Raw genomic sequence first — 19,446 nt, 5'->3', positions numbered from 1 at the left:
GCCGGCATCGCAACACCCCTTCATGGTTTCGTTGCAATGACCGTATGAATCCGCCCGCCCCAAAACGACGTTTACGGAGCAATCGATGAGGTTAAAGCGCGACGGCGGGACGGCCTGGGCAGGCCGTCCCGCCGTCGGACGGGGCTCGGGGAGTGGGGCTTTAGTTGACTGCCCCGGTGAACTTTTCGCCCGGACCCTTGCCCGGTGCATCCGGAATCAGCGACTCTTCACGGAACGCCAGCTGCAGGGAACGCAGGCCGTCGCGCAAGGGGCCAGCGTGCTGGGACCCGATTTCCGGTGCTGCCGCGGTCACCAGGCCGGCCAGTGCGGTGATCAGCTTCCGGGCCTCGTCAAGGTCCTTGAGTTCGGCTGCGTTGTCCTCTTCGGCCAGGCCAAGCTTCACCGCAGCTGCACTCATCAGGTGCACGGCGGCGGTGGTGATGACCTCGATGGCGGGAACTTCGGAGATGTCGCGGATCTGCTGTGAAACGTCTGCGCCTGCGTCGCCGGGCTCGAAGACGTATGAATTACTGTCTGGGGTGCTCATACTGGTAAGCTTGACACAGACCGACTGGATGTCGTTATTTCAGAGATTGCCCCAAACAATCAGGTTCCCACCAGCGCTTCGCGGCGTTGACGGGAATTTTTTCTGTAGAATGGCATCCAGTTTGCAAGCGGAGTTCTCTCCCACCCGCGTCAGCCGTTGTCCCGCCCGTTCCATTGGAACCCGCAGGGACGCAAGGTTGCCGGGTACCTGGTTGGGCACGGCCGGCATTTGCCGGGACCGTGCACGTGCAGCCCTTTTCGGGGTTGCCGGTCCAACCTCTTTGAGGCCTTCGATTGCTCCGGCAATTGGGGGCCTTCTTCATTTGCCGGGACTCAACAACAAACACAGGAGCTTTAACATTAGCGAGCCAAGAATCAATGAGCGTATCCGCGTCCCCGAGGTGCGGCTGGTCGGCCCTGCAGGTGAACAGGTAGGAATCGTCCGTATTGAGGATGCCCTGCGCCTGGCTGCCGAGTCCGACCTTGATCTCGTTGAAGTTGCACCTCAGGCTAAGCCTCCGGTGTGCAAGCTGATGGACTTCGGCAAGTACAAGTACGAGGCCGCAGTCAAGGCGCGTGAGGCCCGGAAGAATCAGACGAACACCGTTCTGAAGGAAATCCGGTTCCGCCTGAAGATCGACACCCACGACTACGAGACCAAGCGCGGTCACGCCCTGCGCTTCCTCGGCGCCGGGGACAAGGTCAAGGCCATGATCCAGTTCCGCGGCCGCGAGCAGCAGCGTCCGGAGATGGGTATCCGCCTGCTCCAGCGCTTCGCAGACGATGTCGCCGAAGTCGGCGTGGTGGAGTCCAGCCCCCGCATTGACGGCCGCAACATGGTCATGGTGGTTGGCCCGCTGAAGAACAAGGCCGAGGCCAAGGCGGAAGCACGCCGCGCAACCCAGCGCGCCGAAGCCAAGGCCCAGAACGAAGCGAAGGCTTCGGGACGCGTTGATACGTCCGGCGACGACCAGGCCCCCATGACCCAGTCACTGGCGGATCTCCTGCCGGAGGGCTTCACCGTCTCCACCGAGCCGGAAGCCCCGGCCGCAGACAACGCACCTGCTGAAACGCCGGCTGCCGCCGAGCAGGAAGCGCCGAAGCAGGAGGCCCCCAAGGCTGCTGCACCGAAGCAGGAGGCTCCTAAGGCCGCTGCTCCGAAGCAGGAAGCCCCCAAGGCTCCGGCTGCCAAGCAGGAGGCTCCCAAGACTGCTGCACCCAAGCAGGAAGCCCCCAAGGCTGCCGCCCCGAAGGCTGCAGCTCCGGCTTCCAAGCCAGCATCTCCGGCCAAGCCGGAAGCGGCTGCGCCGAAGCCGGCGGGTGTGCCCGCTCCGCCGAAGCCGGTGGCCAGGCCTGCCGCGCCCAAGCCTGCTGCCCGCCCTGCCCCCAAGGCAGCGCCGAAGCCGGCTGGCAAGAAGACCAACTAGTTCACAGCTGCCGGGGCAGGTCCCCGGCAGTCAGCAACCAGCATGCCGCCCGCAGGGGCGGCTGCGCGATAGAACTGCCGGCCCCCGGGCCCGCAGAAACGTAAGGAGATCGGTTCCCATGCCGAAGATGAAGACCCACAGTGGTGCTAAGAAGCGCTTCAAGCTGACCGGCAGCGGCAAGCTGCGCCGCCAGCAGGCCAACCGCCGCCACTACCTGGAGCACAAGTCCAGCCGTCTGACCCGCCGCCTCGCCGGCGACAAGATCGTCTTCAAGGGCGACGCCAAGGTCATCCGGAAGATGCTCGGCATCTAATTTCCAAGTTTATTGATGGGCCGCCTACCGGTGGTCCGTCACCTGCCAAACAGCCTTCTCAGGCCGCCGGAACACCGGCAACAGATGCTTGGGATCAGATTTTCGAAGGAGTACGCACGTGGCACGTGTGAAGAGGGCGGTCAACGCCCACAAGAAGCGCCGGGTTGTTCTTGAACGGGCGAAGGGCTACCGCGGACAGCGGTCGCGCCTGTACCGCAAGGCAAAGGAACAGCTGCTGCACTCGTTTGTGTACAGCTACGGTGACCGCAAGAAGAAGAAGGGCGACTTCCGCCGCCTGTGGATCCAGCGCATCAACGCTGCGTCCCGCGCCAACGGCCTCACCTACAACCGCCTCATCCAGGGCCTGAAGGCCGCTGAGGTCGAGGTTGACCGCCGCATGCTGGCCGAGCTTGCCGTTTCTGACGCCAACGCCTTCGCCGCACTGGTCCAGGTTGCCAAGGATTCCCTGCCGGCAGACACCTCCGCCAAGAAGGTTGCCGCAGCCTAGCAGCCGCTTCCGCCCCTCGACTGAGGGGCCAGTTCAGGAACTGGAAGCGACAGCTACTACAGTTCTTGTATGAACGAAACCGGGCGCCCGCAAGATCTTCCACTGTCCAACCCCCGAGCCGATCGGGTCAGGGACGTGGCAAAGCTTGCAGGGCGCCCGGCGCGTTTAAAGCGCGGCCAGTTCCTTGCCGAGGGGCCGCAGGCCGTCAGGGAAGCGCTGAAACTCCACCAGCAGCGGCTCGCCGCGGGCGCGCCCGGAGTTGTCACCGAGGTGTTTGCCAGTGAAAGCTGCCTGGACCGGTTCCCGGAGTTCGAAGAACTCGCCGAGGGCACCAATGCCCGGCTGGCCACCGACGAGGTCCTGGCGGCCATGGTGGACACCGTCAACCCGCAGGGGATAGTGGCCGTCTGCAGGTTCGTGGATGTCTCCCTGGCGGACGTGCTCGACGCCGGTCCACGCCTGATCGCCGTGCTCTGCCAGGTCAGGGACCCGGGAAACGCAGGCACCGTGCTGCGTGCAGCCGATTCGGCCGGTGCCGACGCCGTCATCTTCACAGCTTCCAGCGTTGACATCTACAACCCCAAGGCCGTCCGCTCCACAGCAGGTTCGCTGTTCCACCTTCCGGTTGTCCTGGCCGCTGACCCGGCGGAACTGGCTGCCGCCTGCAAAGCCCGGGGCATCAGCATCCTCGCTGCCGACGGTTACGGGCAACTGGACCTTGACGTCCTGCAGGACGAGAGCGCGCGCCGTCGGCTCACCGGCACCGGCCCGGTGTCCGCTTACGACCTTGCCGCGCCCACCGCCTGGTTCTTCGGCAACGAAGCCCAGGGGCTCTCCGAGGGGGAGCTTGAACTGGCGGACCACCGGGTGGCGGTTCCGGTGTACGGCGCCGCTGAAAGCCTCAACCTTGGAACGGCAGCCACCGTGTGCCTCTATGCCAGCGCCCGTTCGCAGCGCCGCTCCGCAGATCCGTCGCAGGGCCCCATGGGGTAGATCGGCCGGACACAAAGAAAGGCCCCGGAAATCCGGGGCCCGACGGTTGGTGCTGGACAGAGTGGTCAGGGTGCGCGGGTGGCTTTTCCGCGTCCGGTGACGGCTCCGTAAATGCCGGCGACGACCAGGCCGCCGACGATAGCGAGAATCCAGGTGCCGAGGTCGAAGAAGGCAAGATCGCCCTTGTTGAACAGGAGGCTGCCAATCCAGCCGCCAACGATGGCTCCAACGACACCCAGGATGAGGCTGGTGACCCAGCCGCCGCCGACCCGTCCGGGCATAACGGCCTTAACGATGGCCCCGACAATCAGGCCCAAAATAATCCAAGCAAGAAAACCCATGTCTCCTCCTCATTGTGACCGGGATTAATAGTCCCGATGAGCCTCAAGCTAACATACGCACCACCCAAAGTCAGTAGTCCCAAACAGGGCGTTGCGGCATCGTTAGGACCCTGAATTCGCGGGCATTCGAATGGGCCCGTGGCTGAAGCGGAGGTGGCGGAGTGCTCAGGCCGCCAGGGGCCTCTTGCGTTCCAGCAGGCCGCTGAGAAGGGCGACGCCGAAGCCGAGGACAGCCAGGACGGCACCTACCAAGGCAGGGGCAACAAAACCCCACCCGAGGCCAATGACGACTCCGCCCAGGAATGCCCCCAGGGCGTTGGCGACGTTCAAGGCGGCGTGGTTGAGCGATGATGCCAGCGACGGTGCATCCGGTGAGGCGTCCAGCAGTCGGGTCTGCAGGGCGGGAATCAGCATGGACCCGAAGGCGCCGACCACGAACACCATCACCAGGGCGCTCCACGGCCAGTGCGCGGCCACCGCGTAGACAACCAGGGTCACGGCGATGGCCGGCAGGACGCGGTAGAGGGTGCCCATGACAGATTTGTCCGCCAGCCTGCCCCCGATGATGTTCCCGGCCACCATGCCCAGCCCGTAGAGGGCCACCACCAGGGGGAGCAGGCCGGACGGGATGCCGGCCACGCCGGTCATGGTGTGGGCGATGTACGTGTACGTGGCGAAGAATCCACCGAAGCCAACGATGCCCACAAGGAGCGCCAGCCAGACCTGGAGCCGCTTCAGGGCTCCAAGCTCGCGGCGGATGCTCGCGTCGGGGTGTGCGGCCTGGAACGGCACGAACTTCCACACCATCACCAGCGCCACTACTCCGATGGCGCCCACCAGCACGAACAGCAGGCGCCAGCCGAAGGTCTGCCCCAGCCAGGTGGCGAACGGTACGCCCACCACGTTGGAGACGCTGAGCCCGGCCATGACCATGGAGATCGCCCAGCCGCGCCGGGTGGGCGGAACCAGGGACGCGGCGATGACGGCTGCCACACCAAAGAAGGCCCCGTGGGGCAGGCCGGCGGCAAAGCGCGACACGAGCATCGTTCCGTAGTCAGGGGCAAGGAACGAGGTCAGGTTGGCCACGGTGAAAAACAGCAGGAGGCCCAGTGCCAGCTTCTTGCGGGGCAGCTTGGCACCTACGGCTGCCAGAAGGGGAGCGCCGACCACCACCCCCAACGCATAGGCGGAGATCAGGTGCCCCGCTTCCGGGGTGCTGATCCCCAGACCCTGCTCCACTTCCTTCAGCAACCCCATCATGGTGAACTCGGTGACACCGATGCCCACTCCGCCCATGGCCAAGGCAAAGATGGCCATGCCGACGCGGGGGGTCCTGGTGCTGGCTGCCGTGGACTGGGAAAGGACGCTGCTCATATGCCTGCTTCTCACAAGGTGGAACGGGAAAGGGACGGGACGCCACGGCAATGGGGCAGGAAGGTCCGGACAGTGGAGCCAACCTTTGGCGGGAAGGATCTGTTCCCTGAAGCGGGAATGCTGTTCCGGGCTCCTTCCATTGTGGCCCATAGAATGGGCCGGTGACTGGACTGATACAGGTAGTAGGCGGAGCCGTGGTGGACAGGCTGGCCAATCCAACCGCCCTTCTGGTGGCCCGGCGCAGCGCGCCCGAGCACCTGGCCGGTCTGTGGGAATTTCCAGGGGGAAAGGTGGAACCGGGTGAGGCGCCCGAAGCCGCCCTGGTCCGGGAGCTGGCCGAGGAACTGGGAATCGGCGCAACGCTGGGTGCGGAGCTGGCCGCAGAGGCGCCGACCGGCTGGCCCCTGAATGACCGGGCCAGCATGAGGGTGTGGTTCGCGGAGGTGACCCGTGGCGAACCTGAACCGCTGGAAGACCATGATGAACTGCGCTGGATTCAGCTGCAGGACCGCGATGCTGTCCTTGGCCTGCCGTGGATTCCGGCTGATTATCCGATCGTGCACGCACTCCTGGACTCCGTGGCTGCGATGGTGCCGGGGCAGGGCCACGCCTGATACGCCAGGCTGCTCAGAACAGGGAATCCTGCACCGCGGACGGCGGCGCTGAAGCAGCGGCGGGACCTCCGGCCGCTGCAGCCGGAATGCTTCCCGCCGGATACTCCGCTTCCTCGGCGCGTGGATCGTCAAGGTCCCGGTGGCTGAATCCGGAGGAATGCGAAAAGCCGTGGCGGGCTTTGAAATACCGGACCTTGCCGGCAAGCCAGGTCCGGTATTCCTTGGACGCGTAGGAGCCGGTCCCGTAGAGCCGCCGGTAGCGGCCTGCCAGTTCGGGATGGGTGGCGGCGATCCACTTCATGAACCACTCCCTGGTGCCCGGCTTCAGGTACAGCGCGCCCGCGGTGACACCGGTGGCTCCGGCTGCCGCCAGGGAACTGAACAGCGCATCCAGGGCTTCATCGCTGTCCGAGAGCCACGGCAGGATGGGCATGGCCATGACACCGCAGGGAAGGCCGGCCTCGCGGAGGCGGGACACCAGTTTCAGGCGGGCCCTGGGCCCGGGAGTGCCGGGTTCGATGGCTTCGGAGAGGGCTTCGTCGGTCATGGCGAGGGAGATGCCCAGCCCTACGGGCACCTGTGCCGCGGCACTCTTGAGCAGGGGGATGTCCCGTGCCAGCAGGGTCCCCTTGGTGAGGATGGACAGGGGAGTGCCGGACTCGGCGAGGGCGTTGATGATTCCGGGCATGAGCTGGTACCGGCCTTCGGCCCGCTGGTACGGATCGGTGTTGGTGCCCAGCGCAACCTGCTGCCGGGTCCAGGAAGCCTTGTTCACTTCCTTCCGGAGGATCTCCGCGGCGTTGACCTTCACCACCACCTGGCTGTCGAAATCCATCCCGGCATCAAAGTCCAGGTAGGTGTGGCTCTTGCGGGCGAAGCAGTACACGCAGGCGTGGCTGCACCCGCGGTAGGGGTTCACCGTCCATTCGAAGGGCATCTTGGATCCCGCCGGGACCTTGTTGAGCACCGATTTGGCAGTGACCTCGTGAAAGGTGATCCCGGCGAACTCAGGGGTGGTGACGGAACGGACCAGTCCGGCGAGCGGAAGCAACGCCGGACCGGGTCCCCGTGTGGCGTCCGGCGCGGGCACCAGTGCTTGTGCTTCCCATCTCATGGCTCCCATTCGAAAACATGTTCGAATTTAAGTCAAGGCGCCACGCGCTCTGGAGAGCCCCCCAAGCGCCGCGGACCGGCACCTGATGTCCCGGCCAGCTACGGATGCAGTTCCCAGGTGACGGTGACTGTTGCCTCCCCCCGGTTCACGCCCGGTTCAATCGAAGGCCCGTCATGGGCGGACGCCCGCTGCAGGCCGGCAAGCGGCACCGGCCCCGGCACCGGATGCTGTTCGACAACGGACACCACCCGCCCCAGGCTGGCCGAGGCCAGTGCGGCATAGTGCCCGGCGGAACGGAGTGCGTCCTGCCAGGCGGCATCACGGGCCTGTGTCCGGACTGCGGAGTCGTCGGAAAGGACCAGCTGCAGGTTGTTGAGCCGGACGGAGTCTCCCGCTGCCTGAACTGCCTCGGATACGGTGTGCGATGCGCCGGCAATATCCCGCAGCCTCACGGACAGGCTGCCGGACGCCACGTAGCCCACCAGCTTCTGTCCCTCGCCGTCCCGCCAGGAGAGGTCCGCACGCACGCCCAGTCCGGCAGTCCGGATATCAGCAGGGGCAACGCCGCGGCCGTGGAGGGCCGAGCCAACCGCGTCAAGCTCCCTTCCCGCTGCCGCATAGGCTGCCGTCACAGATGCGGCGCTGCACTCCACGCCGATGGAGACCAGCATCAGGTCCGGGGCAGCTTCCGCCCATCCCGCCCCCGTGACGGTGATGGTCCCGGGATCCACACTGGACTGGTCGTCCTGAATCGTCATGCCTGCCTCCCGGCCGTGGTGGGGTAGCCGCCGGCCGCCAGTCCGGCCCGGCGTTCGAAGATGTTCGCCGTCCCCGGATTGCCGGTGCGCAGGACGGACCAGCCGGCGGCTGCCAGGTACAGGGGGATGAACGGCAGCCCCAGGCACCACGCGTACTGGCTGCAGTGCCGTTCCTCATGTCCCAGGAGGGCGGGCCGGGACAACAGGTCGGCGGCAGAGGCCCTGCACAGCACCACATTGCCCAGGGTGAAGGCGCCGGCAAAAGGCAACCGCCAGCCGTAGCCTTCGGCAATGACCAGGCCCCGGGGCCCGCGGCTGATCCGCGTCCGGGCCGCCAGGGCGACGGCGAGCCCGGCCAGGGTGCTCCCGTTAAGGAGGTTTGCTGCCCGCCTGAGCCGCTGGGCCGTCGTCGGACCGTCACAGGAACCCGCGCGCTGCCGCAAAGTCATGAGGCCATGGTAACCGGAGGGTTCTACTAGACTGGAGGGCAGTGGCCGCCGGTCCTGCCGGCGAGCCCTGACCTGGTCATTGAATGACACTGACGTTCAGCGCATTCATCCATGACCTGCCGGCAACGGACGTGCCGCGCGGGAAACCGCGCATGGCTGACCGGCCGCCGGCAGCCACGACTCGTAGCTAAGAACAGTAGATGACTGAAACTTTGCCGGGCGCCGCCATCCCGAACCCCACGGATGAAGCCGCCATCAACGCCGCTGTAGACCAGGCCATCACCGCCATCGCCGGTGCGGCCACCCTCGACGAGCTGAAGGCGGTGCGGCTCGCCCACAGCGGCGAGAAATCCCCGCTCAGCCTCGCCAACCGCGAAATCGGCAGGTTGCCCAAGGACCAGAAGGCGCTCGCCGGAAAGCTGATGGGTGCCTCCCGCGGCCGGGTCAACAAGGCGCTCGCCGAGCGTGCCGAGGTGCTCGAAGCCGAGAACGACGCCCGGATCCTGGTCGAGGAAACCGTGGACGTCACGGCCGCGCCCCGCCGCCGCCGTGCCGGTGCCCGCCACCCGTTGTCCACCCTGCAGGACCGCGTGGCGGACATCTTCGTGGGCATGGGCTGGGAGATCGCCGAGGGCCCCGAGGTGGAATCCGAGTGGTTCAACTTCGACGCCCTGAACTTCAAGCCGGACCACCCGGCCCGCGAAATGCAGGACACCTTCTTCGTGGAGCCGCCCGAAGCGCACCTGCTGATGCGCACCCACACCTCCCCGGTGCAGGTCCGCTCCATGCTCGAGCGCGAGGTGCCCATCTATGTGCTTTGCCCGGGCAAAGTGTTCCGCACCGATGAGCTGGACGCCACCCACACCCCGGTGTTCCACCAGTTCGAGGGCCTGGCCATCGACAAGGGCCTGTCCATGGCGGACCTGCTGGGCACCCTGGAACACTTCACGCGCCAGATGTTCGGCGAGGAGGCCAAGGTGCGCCTGCGGCCCAACTACTTCCCGTTCACCGAGCCCTCCGCCGAACTGGATATCTTCCACCCCGGCGCCAAGGGCGGCCCGCGCTGGATCGAGTGGGGCGGCTGCGGCATGGTCAACCCCAACGTCCTGCGCGCCGCGGGTATCGACCCGGACGTCTACTCAGGTTTTGCCTTCGGCATGGGCATCGAGCGTGCCCTCATGTTCCGCAACGAGGTTGCCGACATGCACGACATGATCGAAGGCGATGTACGGTTCAGCGAGCATTTCGGGATGGAGATCTAACAGTGCGTATCCCACTTTCCTGGCTGCGGGAATTCGCAGCAGTACCGGCCGGAGCAACGGCCGAAGACGTCATGGAAGACCTGGTCAAGGTCGGGTTTGAAGAAGAAGCCGTCCACCGTCCCACGGACACCCTGCAGGGCCCCGTGGTGGTGGGCCAGGTCCTGAGCCTGGTCAAGGAACCGCAGACCAACGGCAAGACCATCAACTGGTGCCAGGTCCGCGTTGTCCCCGAAGGCAAGGAACAGACCCTCACCGGGGAAGGCATCGATCCCTCCGGCGTCCAGGGCATCATCTGCGGCGCGCACAACTTCGTTGAGGGCGACAAAGTGGTGGTTACACTGCCCGGCGCCGTGCTGCCCGGCGACTTCCGCATCTCCGCCCGCAAGACGTACGGACACCTGTCCGCCGGCATGATCGCCTCGGTCCGCGAACTGGGCATCGGCGAGGACCACGACGGCATCCTGGTGCTCTCCCGCATCGGGCTCGACCCGGAAATCGGCACCGACGCCATGGAGCTCCTCGGCCTTTACGACCAGGCAGCCGAAATCAACGTCACCCCGGACCGCGGCTACGCGTTCTCCATCCGCGGTGTGGCCCGCGAATACGCACACGCCACGGGCACCGCCTTCACGGACCCCGCATCCAGGGTCCAGGCCCCGGCCGAACTTTCCGGCGGCTACGGCGTCAAGCTCAACGACGACGCCCCCATCTACGGCAAGGCCGGCTGCGACCGCTTCGTGGCCCGCACCGTCAGGGGCGTGGACGCCACCCGGCCCACCCCGCCGTGGATGGTTTCCCGGCTCCGGCTCGCCGGCATCCGCTCCATCTCCCTGCCGGTGGACATCTCCAACTACGTCATGCTCGAACTGGGCCAGCCCACGCACTGCTACGACCTGGACACGCTCTCCGGCGACATCGTGGTCCGCCGCGCAGCCGCAGGGGAGAAGATCACCACGCTGGACGGCAAGGAACGCACGCTCGACGCCGAGGACCTGCTCATCACCGACGACTCCGGTGCCATCGGCATCGCAGGCGTCATGGGCGGGGCGGCCACCGAGGTGAGCGACTCGACGTCGAACATCCTGGTGGAAGCCGCACACTTTGACGACGTGTCCATTGGCCGGTCGCGGCGCCGGCACAAGCTGCCGTCCGAGGCTTCCAAACGCTTCGAACGCGGCGTCGACTGGCAGGTGGCGGGCATCGCCGCCCAGCGCGTGGTGGACCTCCTGGTGGAGCTGGCCGGCGGCACTGCCGACGAAACCGGCACCGACGTAGGGGCCGCCCCGGACACCGTCACCATCGAGCTGCCTGCAGGCTTCGCTGCCGAGCGCATCGGCATCGACTTCACCGAGGATCAGATCACCACCTCGCTGGAGGACCTGGGCGCCGCAGTAGTGAAGAACGACGCCGGCTGGACCGTGACGCCGCCGAGCTGGCGCAGCGACCTGGAGACCAAGGAAGACCTCACCGAGGAAATCGCCCGGCTGGTGGGTTACGACAAGATTCCCGCCACGCTGCCGGTGGCCCCTCCGGGCCGTGGCCTCACCCGCGTCCAGCAGCAGCGCCGTCGCCTCATCCAGGCACTGGCTGACGCCGGACTTACCGAGGTCCTGTCCTACCCGTTCGTCTCCAAGGCGGCCAACGACACCTTCGGCGTCGCAAAAGAAGGAGGGGCGCGGGCCGCCCTCAAGCTGGCCAACCCGATCAGCGAGGAACACGGTTACCTGCGCACGTCCATCCTGCCCGGCTTGGTGGAGGTGGCCAAGCGCAACCACTCCCGTGGCTTCCGGGACCTGGCCCTGTTCGAATCCGGACTGGTGTTCCTGCCCGAGGGGACGCTGGGAACCGCCGCCATCCCGCCACTGGGTGCCAGGCCTGCCGATGAGGTGCTTGACGGACTGTACGACGGCGTCCCCAACCAGCCGTTCCACATCGCGGCCGTCTTCACCGGCCATGATTCCCCGGCCGCTGCGGCCCACACGCCCCGTGCATGGGACTGGGCCGACGCACTGGACGTGGCCCGGCTCGCTGGCGACGTGCTGGGCGTTGACCTGGTGGTCAGCCAGGGCAGCCACCAGGCGTTCCACCCCGGCCGCACCGCCCGGCTGGCGCTGCGCACGGGGGAGACCGTCGGCTACGCCGGTGAACTGCACCCCAAGCTGCTGGCTGCCGCAGACATGCCCGCCCGTTCGGTGGCACTGGAACTCGATGCCGATGCCCTGTTCGAAGCCGCACCCGACGTGATTGTGGCCCGCCACATTTCCACGTTCCCGGTGGCCACCCAGGACGTGGCGCTCGTGGTCCCCGCGGACGTGCCCGCAGACGACGTCCTTGCCGCCCTGCGGGAAGGCGCCGGAGAGCTGCTGGAAGACGTGGCGCTGTTCGACGTATACGCGGGCAAGGGCATTGAGGACGGCAAGAAGTCGCTGGCTTTCGGGCTCCGCTTCCGGGCCGCCGACCGCACCCTGACCGCTGACGAAGCCTCGGCTGCGCGTGAAGCCGCAGTTGCCTTGGCTGCCGAACGCTTCGGAGCTGTCCAGCGCTAGGTTTACTGCGAACCTTCCAGGAAGGGCGGGTCATGGCGCAATGCGAGGTACGTGCCATCCCGCCCTTTCTGCTGCCCGGGAAAGCGGCTGGGCTGCAGGGGGACGCCGAAGGACTCCTGGACGGCGTCGAACTGGCGCGGGCCAAGGCCTTGGCGCCGAACGCCGGAAGTGCTTTCCTGGTTGGCCGGCTGGCGCAGCGGAAGTTCGCCGCGGAGCTGCTCTCCGTTCCCGCCGCAGAGCTCACTGTGGCCTACAGCTGCCCGCGCTGTGGCCCCGGTCCGGAGCTGGGCCACGGCCGGCCGGGATACAGCTACCGGGGCGCCCCTGTGCCGCTGGCACTGAGCCTCTCCCGGGCAGCGGGCTGGACATTGTTGGCGGCCGTGGTGGACGCCTCGCCGGGAACGCGGCTGGGCGTTGACATGGAGGATCCGGAGCAAACCGGCTTTGACGGGTTTGACGGGATTGCCCTGACGCCCGCAGAGCGGCGGACCCTCCGGGACGTCACAGCCGAACTGCTGCCGGCGGCGAGGGCCAGGCTCTGGGCACGCAAGGAAGCCTGGCTGAAAATGACCGGCGAAGGCCTCCTGACGGCTCCGTCCGGCGTGGACGTGCGGGATAGACCCGGCCTGTGCGACCTGGAGCCGGCCGAAACCGGGCTGCCTCCACACCTGGCAGCCGCCGTCGCGCTTTCCGTGCCCGCTCAGGCCAGCGGCAGGGGCGGCAGCGGCTCCTCGTAAAGCCAGGGGTGGAGCAGCGCCTCCGCGTCCACAGCTGTGGCACCGCTGACCGCCACGATGAAGTCCTGCGTGGTGACGGAGCCGTGCCTGTGCGTGGCGGTCCATTCCTGCAGCACCGCGAAGAACGCGAGGTCACCCACGGCCAGCCGGACCGCGTGCATGGCCAGCGCGCCACGCTTGTAGACGCGGTCGTCGAACATCCGCTCGGGACCGGGATCGCCCACCAGGATGTCCTGGTCTTCCTCCGCCAACCGGTGCCAGGCAGCGGCGGCCCGCTCAGCCACGGGCATCACACGGGCTTCCTCGGACCAGATCCACTCGGCGTAGCAGGCGAAGCCCTCATGCAGCCAGATGTCCTGCCAGGCCGCCGCTGTCAGGGAATTGCCGAACCACTGATGCGACAGCTCATGGGCGATCAGGCGCTGGGACTCCCAGTCGAGTCCCAGGTGGTTGGGACCCAGGATCGCCATCGACTGCGCCTCGAGCGGGATTTCCAGTTCGTCCTCGGTCACCACCACCGTGTACGCGGGAAACGGATACGGGCCAAAGCAATTGCTGAATGTGCGCATCATGGCCGGCTGCCGGGCCAGTCCTGTCCTGGCCCGGTCTGCCAAGGCGGGGGAGACGGCCACAGACTGCGGAACCGGGGCCCCGTGCCGTCCGGCGTCCAGGTCCAACGGCACGTACCTGCCAATCTGGACGGTCGCAAGGTAGGCGGCCATCGGCTCCAATTGTTCGTAGACCCACGTTTCCCGGCTGGAGCGGGAGGTATGCGATTGCAGGACACCGTTGCAGACCACGCGGTAGTTCGCCTCCGTGGTGACGGTGAACCGGTAGCTCGCTTTGTCCCCGGAGTGGTCGTTGCAGGGGAACCATGAGGGTGCACCGTTGGGTTGCCCGGCCACCAGGACTCCGTCGGTCAGTTCCTCCCAGCCCACCTCGCCCCACGGCCCGCGGCGTGGCCGCGGATTGCCCTCGTAGCGCACCTCCAGGGTGAAGGCCTGGTCCGGTTCGAAGGGAGCCGGCGCGGTGACCACCAGCTGCCCGGCCCGCTGGGCGAAGCGGAGCGGCTTCCGGCCATCCAGCAGCACTTTCGTGGCGCGCAGGCCAACAAGGTCCAGGACAATGGCCGACGTCGGCGCGCAGGTTACGCCGTGCAGCACCGCTTTGCCGCTGAGCCGGTTGCTGGCCACCCGGTAGTCAAGGTCCAGTTCGTACCGGCCGACGCGGAAGGCGTTCGTCCCGGCACCGGGCAGGTACGGATCGGGGGAGGCCCCGGTGGCTGCGGAAACGCTGCCCCGGGCGGCAGATGGTGAAGAACTCATGGAACCTTCGGTGATGTGGCAGACGGCGATCCGGGCCCGCTCCATGGGCTGACCGGGTTACCCATCCAGTATGTTCCGGCGGGTACTGATTCGCCGCGCATCACCAGGGACGCCGGCCCCACCGTTCCGCCGGCGCCGATGCTTGCCTGGGGAAGGATGACCCCGTGCGGGCCCATGGTGGCCCCGTCCTCGAGCGTAACAGCGTCGATGCTCATCACGCGGTCGTGGAACAGGTGGGTTTGCACCACGCAGCCCCGGTTCACCGTGGAATTCCGGCCCAGGGTCACCAGGTCCGCCTCGGGCAGCCAGTAGCTCTCGCACCATGTGCCGCCGCCAATCTTCGCCCCGAGTGCGCGCAGCCACCAGACCAGGGCAGGAGTGCCCGATGCTGCCCGGGCGAACCACGGGGCCGTGACCAGTTCGATGAAGCTGTCCACCACTTCGTTGCGCCAGATGAATGAGCTCCACAAAGGGTGTTCGCCGGGACGGATCCGTCCCACCAGGATCCACTTGGCCGCCACGGACGCCGCGGCGGCGGCGAAACCGGCCAGCAGCATCACCAGGCCGGTGAGCAGCGCTGCCACGGCGTAGCCCCAGCTGGCTGCGATCCAGTCGAAAGCCAGCATGGTGCCGGCCGCAATACCGGCCGTGAGCATGACGGGCAGGAACCGGCCGAGCTCCCACAGGGTACGCGCCAGCTTCAGCCTGGGCGGGGGCTGGAAGGTGCGGGTGTCGTCGGAGGCAATGGCCGTCCGCCGCAACCGGACGGGAGGACTTCCCAGCCAGGAGGTGCCGGACTTCGCTTTTGCCGGGGTGGCCGACAGGACGGCCACCAGTGAATTCTTCGGGACGTTGCGGCCCGCGGCGGTCATGCCGGAGTTGCCCAGGAAGGACCGCTTGCCGATTTTTGCGGGAGCTACGCGCAGCCAGCCACCGTCGAGCTCGTAGGACGCCACCATGGTGTCATCGGCGAGGAACGCCCCTTCACCCACCGTGGTCATCTTCGGGATCAGCAGGACCGTGGAGGCCTCCACGTTTTTGCCCACCTTTGCTCCCAGCAGGCGCAGCCATACCGGCGTAAAGAGGCTGGCATAAATGGGGAAGAGCAGGTCCCGGGCCAGGTCAAGCACCCGTTCAGTCGCCCAGATCTGCCACCCGACGCGGCTGCGGACCCGGTGGTAGCCTTCCGTGATGCCGATGGACAGGAGCCGAGTGGTGGCGAGGACCAGGAGCGCCGTCGCCGTGAACCACACCAGCGACGCCGGAGCCAGGGCCGCCACCAGACGGGGCAGCGCCTCTGTCAGCGAGGTGCTGCCCTGGATGAAGGCGAACGCGGTCCAGAGCCCTGCGGCAGCGGAGAGGTAGGGGATGGTGGACAGCACTGCCGAGGCCAGGGCAAACCCGGCGAACCAGGCCCGTGCGGCCGGCGTTCCCTGGACAGGGGTGTCCGGCACGCTGTGCTTCGCCTTGCCTTGCCGCCGGGCCGGTGAACCTGCCGCCAGCTGGCCTGCCTTCACCTTCCCCAACACGGCGGAACCGGCTTCCACTTGTGCGCCCGCCCCGATCGAGGCCCCCGGCATCAGGGTGCTCCGGGCCCCGACGCTGGCGCCCCGGCCGATCCGGATGGCGCCGATATGGACGTTGTCACCGTCGATCCACCACCCTGACAGGTCCACCTCCGGTTCCACATTGGCTCCACTGCCCAGCGTCAGCATTCCCGTGACAGGCGGCAATGAGTGAAGCTGGACGTCCCGGCCGATTTTTGCCCCCAGCGCCCTGGCGTAATAGGGCACCCAGGGCGCACTGGCAAGGCTGATGGCACCTGCGAGGTCCTGGATTTGTTCGGCGAGCCACAACCGGAGGTGGACCCGGCCTGACCTGGGGTAGATCCCCGGCCTGACGTCGCGGAGGAGGACCCTGGCGGCGGCGACGGACAGCAGCATCCGCCCCGCCGGGCTGACGAAGACCAGCCAGGAGGCCGCCACCCACCACCATGAAACGGTGGGCGCCGCGGTGAATCCCGCGAGTCCGGCCAACAGGTTGTCAATGGCCATGAGGTAGGTCAGCCAGCGCATGCCCACCAGGATGTGCAGGGGTACCCCCATGAGTGTCTGGAAGACCTGTGACTTCCGTGCGGTGGGGCGCACGGTGCGCTCCCGCGCGGGACCGGGGTTTCCGGACTGGTGGACCTGGCGTGCCAGTTCCACCAGCGCGCCCACCCTGGGCGTGGCATAGACATCGGCCACCGTGATGGTGGGGTAGCGCACCCGCAGTGCGGAGACCAGTTGCGCGGCGGACAAGGATCCGCCGCCGTAGGCAAAGAAGTCGGCATCCAGCGAGCTGACGGGACTGCCCAGCACGCTGCTCCACTGCTCCACGATCCACGCGGCATCGTCCGGGAGGTTCAGCGGAGCCGCATCCGCTGCGGCGGCGCCCGCACCGGCCAGTGGCCACGGCAGGGCGTGCCGGTCCACTTTTCCGCTGGTCTTGGTGGGCAGCGACTCCACGGCCGCCAGCAACGGCACCAGGGCCGCCGGCAGACTGCCGGAAAGCTGTTCCCGTGCGGCGGCCAGGTCAAGGTCCTGGCCGGAGACCGCCGCGAGGTAGCCCACCAGAATCTGGTTTCCCGCGGCGGTGGTCTGCACGGCCGCGGCCGCGCCGGCCACCCCGGGGAGTGCCTCCATGGCCGCATCAATCTCGCCGAGTTCGATCCGGCGGCCGCCCAGCTTGACCTGGTCGTCGGCGCGGCCCTGGAAGACCAGGCCGTCCCGTTCGTACCGGACAAGGTCGCCTGACCGGTAGGCGCGGTCCCAACCCAGGCTGGGCATGGGCGCATACTTTTCGGCATCCTTCGCCGGATCAAGGTAGCGGGCCAGGCCCACACCGCCGATAATGAGTTCACCCACCGCGCCCTCGGCCACCGGTACCGCATCCGCGTCAACGATGGCCAGGTCCCAGCCGTCCAGGGGCAACCCGATCCGGACCGGGCCGGGCCCGCCCAGGGGCGCCGCGCAGGCCACCACGGTCGCTTCCGTGGGGCCGTAGGTATTCCAGACTTCCCGGCCCTCCACGGCAAGGCGTTCGGCCAGTTCCGGCGGGCAGGCCTCGCCGCCGAAGATCAGGAGGCGTACGTTCTCGAGTGATTCAACGGGCCACAGCGCCACGAGCGTAGGCACGGTGGAGACGGCCGTGATGCCGTGGTTGATCAGCCAGGGCCCAAGATCCATGCCGGTGCGGACCAAGGCCCGTGGCGCGGGCACCAGGCAGGCGCCGTGGCGCCACGCAAGCCACATCTCCTCGCAGGAAGCGTCGAACGCGACAGACAGGCCGGCCAGGACCCGGTCCTGGGGGCCGAGCGCATCACCGCGCAGGAAGATCCTGGCCTCCGCGTCAACGAAGGCAGCCGCCGACCGGTGCCGGACCGCCACCCCTTTGGGTGTCCCCGTGGACCCTGAGGTGAAGATGATCCAGGCGTCGTCGGCAGGACCGGGTGGCCGCGCCCCTTTGAAGGGGCCACCGGGCAGGGTTCCGGCCGGCCCCGGTTCAAGAGCGCCGCCTGCCCGGAGGACGGCCGCCACGCGGGCTTCGCCAAACACCAGCCGGGCCCGTTCATCGGGGTCGTCCGCATCTACGGGAACGTATGCTGCGCCCACCAGGAGGATGGCCAGGATGGAGACATACAGTTCATTGGTGCCGGACGGGATCCGTACGCCAATCCTGTCGCCGGCGCCCAGCCCTGCGAGGTGGAGGCGCCGGCCGGTGGCCCGGACGGCCTGCAGCAACTGGGAGTAACTGAGCGACGTACGGCCGTCATCCAGCGCGGAGGCCTCGGGAAAACGGGCGGCCGTCTCCTGCAGGATGTCAATGAGGGTCCTGGCCGGCGGTGCCGCGGGGGCACCGGGCAGCTGGGGCTGGTGGACGGCCGGGTGCCCGCCGTCGTCGGACGCCCGGGATATGTCCGGGGCTGCTGCTCCCTCTGTCATGGTGCTGGCTGGCTCCTCGCCGGAACGTGCATCCCCGGAGGGGACCTGCTGCTGGGTCACCTCCGTATTTTCCGGGGAGAAGATGAACAACAGGTGTCCGGCGCGCCCGGACGCGCCATTTCCGGCGGTCCGGGCGTTTGCGGGCTGTTCATGTGGTCCGTTCGTTCCTACGGCACCAGCAGGACTTTCCCCGTGGTCCTGCGGCCCTCGAGGTCGCGGTGCGCCTGGCCGGCCTGGCTGAGGGGGTAGCGGGCGCCGATGCGGACCTTGAGGCTGCCGTCGGCTGCAGCGGCAAACACTTCATCCGAACGCCAGCGCCGTTCCGCTGCGTCCCGCAGGTAGTGGCCCATGGTGGGGCGTGTAAGGAACAGCGAGCCCGCGGCGTTGAGGCGCTGCGGGTCAAACGGCGGAACGGGACCGGAGGCCGCTCCAAACAGCACCAGCATTCCCCGGATCCGCAGCGATGCCAGCGAGCCGTCGAACGTATCCTTCCCCACGCCGTCGTAAACGACGTCCACGCCGGTGCCGCTGGTGATGTCCCTGACCCGCTCCGCGAAGCCGTCGTAGCGCAGCACGTGGTCAGCACCGGCATCGAGGGCAAGCTGCTCCTTTTCGTCGGTGGAGACCGTGGTGATGACTTCCGCGCCGCGTGCCTTGAGCAGCTGGATCAGCAGCAGCCCCACGCCGCCGGCCCCCGCGTGCAGCAGGACCGTATGGCCAGGCTCCACCTTGAACGTGGAATTCATCAGGTAGTGGGCAGTGACGCCCTGCAGCGGAAGGGCTGCGGCGGTGAGAACATCCAGGCCCTTCGGTACGGGCAAGGCGGCATCCTCATCCACCAGCGCGTAGTCCGCGTAGCAGCCGACGCCTTCCGCGGTGGCAACGCGGCTGCCCACGGTAAATCCGGTCACGCTCTCACCCACGGCCTCCACCGTCCCGGCGGCCTCCGATCCGGGGGTGAAGGGGTAGGCAACCTTGTACGTGCCACTGCGCTTATAGGTGTCGATGAAGTTGACGCCGGCCGCCCCGACCTTGACCAGCAGCTGCCCTGGACCGGGAGTGGGAATTTCCGCCTCCGCGTATTCGAGGACTTCCGGTCCGCCTGCCTGCCGTGCGACGATTGCGTGCGTCATGGCGCTCCTTTCGCGGGTCCCGG

General features: G+C 67.5%; 17 protein-coding genes. 8 read left to right on the top strand and 9 right to left on the bottom strand.

Going from position 1 to position 19,446, the window contains the following annotated elements:
* Window positions 1-160: 160 nt before the first annotated feature.
* Window positions 161-547, bottom strand: a complete 387-nt coding sequence (locus HNO81_RS18225) for a DUF1844 domain-containing protein (RefSeq protein ID WP_141160947.1) — start codon at window positions 545-547, stop codon at window positions 161-163.
* 400 nt (window positions 548-947) lie between these two features.
* Between HNO81_RS18225 and infC the strand changes: the two genes are divergently transcribed.
* The 4 genes from infC (at window position 948) to HNO81_RS18205 (ending at window position 3,787) form a co-directional block, all read left to right on the top strand.
* Window positions 948-1,973 carry a translation initiation factor IF-3 gene (gene infC, locus HNO81_RS18220; protein ID WP_371818307.1) on the top strand — a complete coding sequence of 342 codons (1,026 nt, stop codon included), beginning with the start codon at window positions 948-950 and terminating at the stop codon, window positions 1,971-1,973.
* A gap of 118 nt (window positions 1,974-2,091) precedes the next feature.
* Window positions 2,092-2,286: a 50S ribosomal protein L35 gene (gene rpmI, locus HNO81_RS18215; protein ID WP_009358635.1), complete on the top strand. Its 195-nt coding sequence runs from the start codon at window positions 2,092-2,094 to the stop codon at window positions 2,284-2,286.
* A 118-nt stretch (window positions 2,287-2,404) separates the two neighbouring features.
* Window positions 2,405-2,794: a 50S ribosomal protein L20 gene (rplT, locus tag HNO81_RS18210; protein ID WP_018763610.1), complete on the top strand. Its 390-nt coding sequence runs from the start codon at window positions 2,405-2,407 to the stop codon at window positions 2,792-2,794.
* Between the two features lie 69 nt (window positions 2,795-2,863).
* Complete coding sequence (locus tag HNO81_RS18205; RefSeq protein WP_175319512.1) at window positions 2,864-3,787, top strand: RNA methyltransferase; 924 nt, start codon at window positions 2,864-2,866, stop codon at window positions 3,785-3,787.
* A 65-nt stretch (window positions 3,788-3,852) separates the two neighbouring features.
* Here HNO81_RS18205 and HNO81_RS18200 read toward each other — a convergent pair whose 3' ends face one another.
* Complete coding sequence (locus HNO81_RS18200; protein ID WP_141160945.1) at window positions 3,853-4,128, bottom strand: GlsB/YeaQ/YmgE family stress response membrane protein; 276 nt, start codon at window positions 4,126-4,128, stop codon at window positions 3,853-3,855.
* A gap of 165 nt (window positions 4,129-4,293) precedes the next feature.
* Complete coding sequence (locus tag HNO81_RS18195) at window positions 4,294-5,502, bottom strand: MFS transporter (protein WP_175319511.1); 1,209 nt, start codon at window positions 5,500-5,502, stop codon at window positions 4,294-4,296.
* A 161-nt stretch (window positions 5,503-5,663) separates the two neighbouring features.
* Here HNO81_RS18195 and HNO81_RS18190 point away from each other — a divergent pair, with 161 nt between their 5' ends.
* A complete protein-coding gene (locus HNO81_RS18190; RefSeq protein WP_175319510.1) occupies window positions 5,664-6,116 on the top strand; it encodes a (deoxy)nucleoside triphosphate pyrophosphohydrolase in 453 nt (150 codons plus the stop codon).
* Between the two features lie 13 nt (window positions 6,117-6,129).
* Here HNO81_RS18190 and HNO81_RS18185 read toward each other — a convergent pair whose 3' ends face one another.
* From HNO81_RS18185 to HNO81_RS18175, 3 genes are all read right to left on the bottom strand, one after another.
* A complete protein-coding gene (locus tag HNO81_RS18185) occupies window positions 6,130-7,230 on the bottom strand; it encodes an Rv2578c family radical SAM protein (RefSeq protein WP_175319509.1) in 1,101 nt (366 codons plus the stop codon).
* A 98-nt stretch (window positions 7,231-7,328) separates the two neighbouring features.
* The gene (locus HNO81_RS18180; protein WP_175319508.1) at window positions 7,329-7,988 is read right to left on the bottom strand and encodes an SIMPL domain-containing protein; all 660 of its coding nucleotides are present in this window, start codon (window positions 7,986-7,988) and stop codon (window positions 7,329-7,331) included.
* Window positions 7,985-8,437 (bottom strand): hypothetical protein, encoded by a 453-nt coding sequence (locus HNO81_RS18175; RefSeq protein WP_175319507.1) that lies wholly within the window; start codon window positions 8,435-8,437, stop codon window positions 7,985-7,987. Before HNO81_RS18175 ends, HNO81_RS18180 begins: the two co-directional genes overlap by 4 nt.
* A 200-nt stretch (window positions 8,438-8,637) precedes the next feature.
* Here HNO81_RS18175 and pheS point away from each other — a divergent pair, with 200 nt between their 5' ends.
* Genes pheS through HNO81_RS18160 form a run of 3 tightly spaced genes read left to right on the top strand, consistent with a single transcriptional unit; the run spans window position 8,638 to window position 12,982 of the window.
* Window positions 8,638-9,699 (top strand): phenylalanine--tRNA ligase subunit alpha, encoded by a 1,062-nt coding sequence (gene pheS / locus HNO81_RS18170; RefSeq protein ID WP_141160940.1) that lies wholly within the window; start codon window positions 8,638-8,640, stop codon window positions 9,697-9,699.
* Between the two features lie 2 nt (window positions 9,700-9,701).
* Window positions 9,702-12,245: a phenylalanine--tRNA ligase subunit beta gene (gene pheT, locus HNO81_RS18165; protein ID WP_175319506.1), complete on the top strand. Its 2,544-nt coding sequence runs from the start codon at window positions 9,702-9,704 to the stop codon at window positions 12,243-12,245.
* 32 nt (window positions 12,246-12,277) lie between these two features.
* On the top strand, window positions 12,278-12,982 hold the full coding sequence (locus HNO81_RS18160; protein WP_175319505.1) for a 4'-phosphopantetheinyl transferase superfamily protein: 705 nt from the start codon (window positions 12,278-12,280) through the stop codon (window positions 12,980-12,982).
* Here the strand turns inward: HNO81_RS18160 and HNO81_RS18155 are convergent.
* The 3 genes from HNO81_RS18155 to HNO81_RS18145 all read right to left on the bottom strand — a co-directional run bounded on the left by HNO81_RS18155 (window position 12,946) and on the right by HNO81_RS18145 (window position 19,423).
* Window positions 12,946-14,307 (bottom strand): M1 family metallopeptidase, encoded by a 1,362-nt coding sequence (locus HNO81_RS18155; protein ID WP_175319504.1) that lies wholly within the window; start codon window positions 14,305-14,307, stop codon window positions 12,946-12,948. The genes HNO81_RS18160 and HNO81_RS18155 overlap by 37 nt on opposite strands.
* On the bottom strand, window positions 14,304-18,290 hold the full coding sequence (locus HNO81_RS18150; protein WP_175319514.1) for a Pls/PosA family non-ribosomal peptide synthetase: 3,987 nt from the start codon (window positions 18,288-18,290) through the stop codon (window positions 14,304-14,306). Before HNO81_RS18150 ends, HNO81_RS18155 begins: the two co-directional genes overlap by 4 nt.
* A gap of 167 nt (window positions 18,291-18,457) precedes the next feature.
* The gene (locus HNO81_RS18145; protein ID WP_175319503.1) at window positions 18,458-19,423 is read right to left on the bottom strand and encodes a quinone oxidoreductase; all 966 of its coding nucleotides are present in this window, start codon (window positions 19,421-19,423) and stop codon (window positions 18,458-18,460) included.
* Between the last annotated feature and the right edge of the window lie 23 nt (window positions 19,424-19,446).

The sequence above is a fragment of the Pseudarthrobacter sp. C4D7 genome (genome assembly GCF_013359725.1).
Taxonomy (GTDB): Bacteria; Actinomycetota; Actinomycetes; order Actinomycetales; family Micrococcaceae; genus Arthrobacter.
The sequence above is the reverse complement of the archived record's forward strand: the minus strand, read 5'-3'. Positions and strand labels throughout refer to the sequence as shown.

What these genes read in the sequence shown, in the direction of transcription:
- HNO81_RS18150 (WP_175319514.1), bottom strand. Translation starts at nt 18,290, where the DNA reads ATGACAGAGGGAGCAGCAGCCCCGGACATATCCCGGGCGTCCGACGAC.
- HNO81_RS18185 (WP_175319509.1), bottom strand. Translation starts at nt 7,230, where the DNA reads ATGAGATGGGAAGCACAAGCACTGGTGCCCGCGCCGGACGCCACACGG.
- HNO81_RS18175 (WP_175319507.1), bottom strand. Translation starts at nt 8,437, where the DNA reads ATGACTTTGCGGCAGCGCGCGGGTTCCTGTGACGGTCCGACGACGGCC.
- HNO81_RS18225 (WP_141160947.1), bottom strand. Translation starts at nt 547, where the DNA reads ATGAGCACCCCAGACAGTAATTCATACGTCTTCGAGCCCGGCGACGCA.
- HNO81_RS18180 (WP_175319508.1), bottom strand. Translation starts at nt 7,988, where the DNA reads ATGACGATTCAGGACGACCAGTCCAGTGTGGATCCCGGGACCATCACC.
- rpmI (WP_009358635.1), top strand. Translation starts at nt 2,092, where the DNA reads ATGCCGAAGATGAAGACCCACAGTGGTGCTAAGAAGCGCTTCAAGCTG.
- HNO81_RS18195 (WP_175319511.1), bottom strand. Translation starts at nt 5,502, where the DNA reads ATGAGCAGCGTCCTTTCCCAGTCCACGGCAGCCAGCACCAGGACCCCC.
- HNO81_RS18205 (WP_175319512.1), top strand. Translation starts at nt 2,864, where the DNA reads ATGAACGAAACCGGGCGCCCGCAAGATCTTCCACTGTCCAACCCCCGA.
- pheS (WP_141160940.1), top strand. Translation starts at nt 8,638, where the DNA reads ATGACTGAAACTTTGCCGGGCGCCGCCATCCCGAACCCCACGGATGAA.
- HNO81_RS18145 (WP_175319503.1), bottom strand. Translation starts at nt 19,423, where the DNA reads ATGACGCACGCAATCGTCGCACGGCAGGCAGGCGGACCGGAAGTCCTC.
- HNO81_RS18160 (WP_175319505.1), top strand. Translation starts at nt 12,278, where the DNA reads ATGGCGCAATGCGAGGTACGTGCCATCCCGCCCTTTCTGCTGCCCGGG.
- HNO81_RS18155 (WP_175319504.1), bottom strand. Translation starts at nt 14,307, where the DNA reads ATGAGTTCTTCACCATCTGCCGCCCGGGGCAGCGTTTCCGCAGCCACC.
- HNO81_RS18200 (WP_141160945.1), bottom strand. Translation starts at nt 4,128, where the DNA reads ATGGGTTTTCTTGCTTGGATTATTTTGGGCCTGATTGTCGGGGCCATC.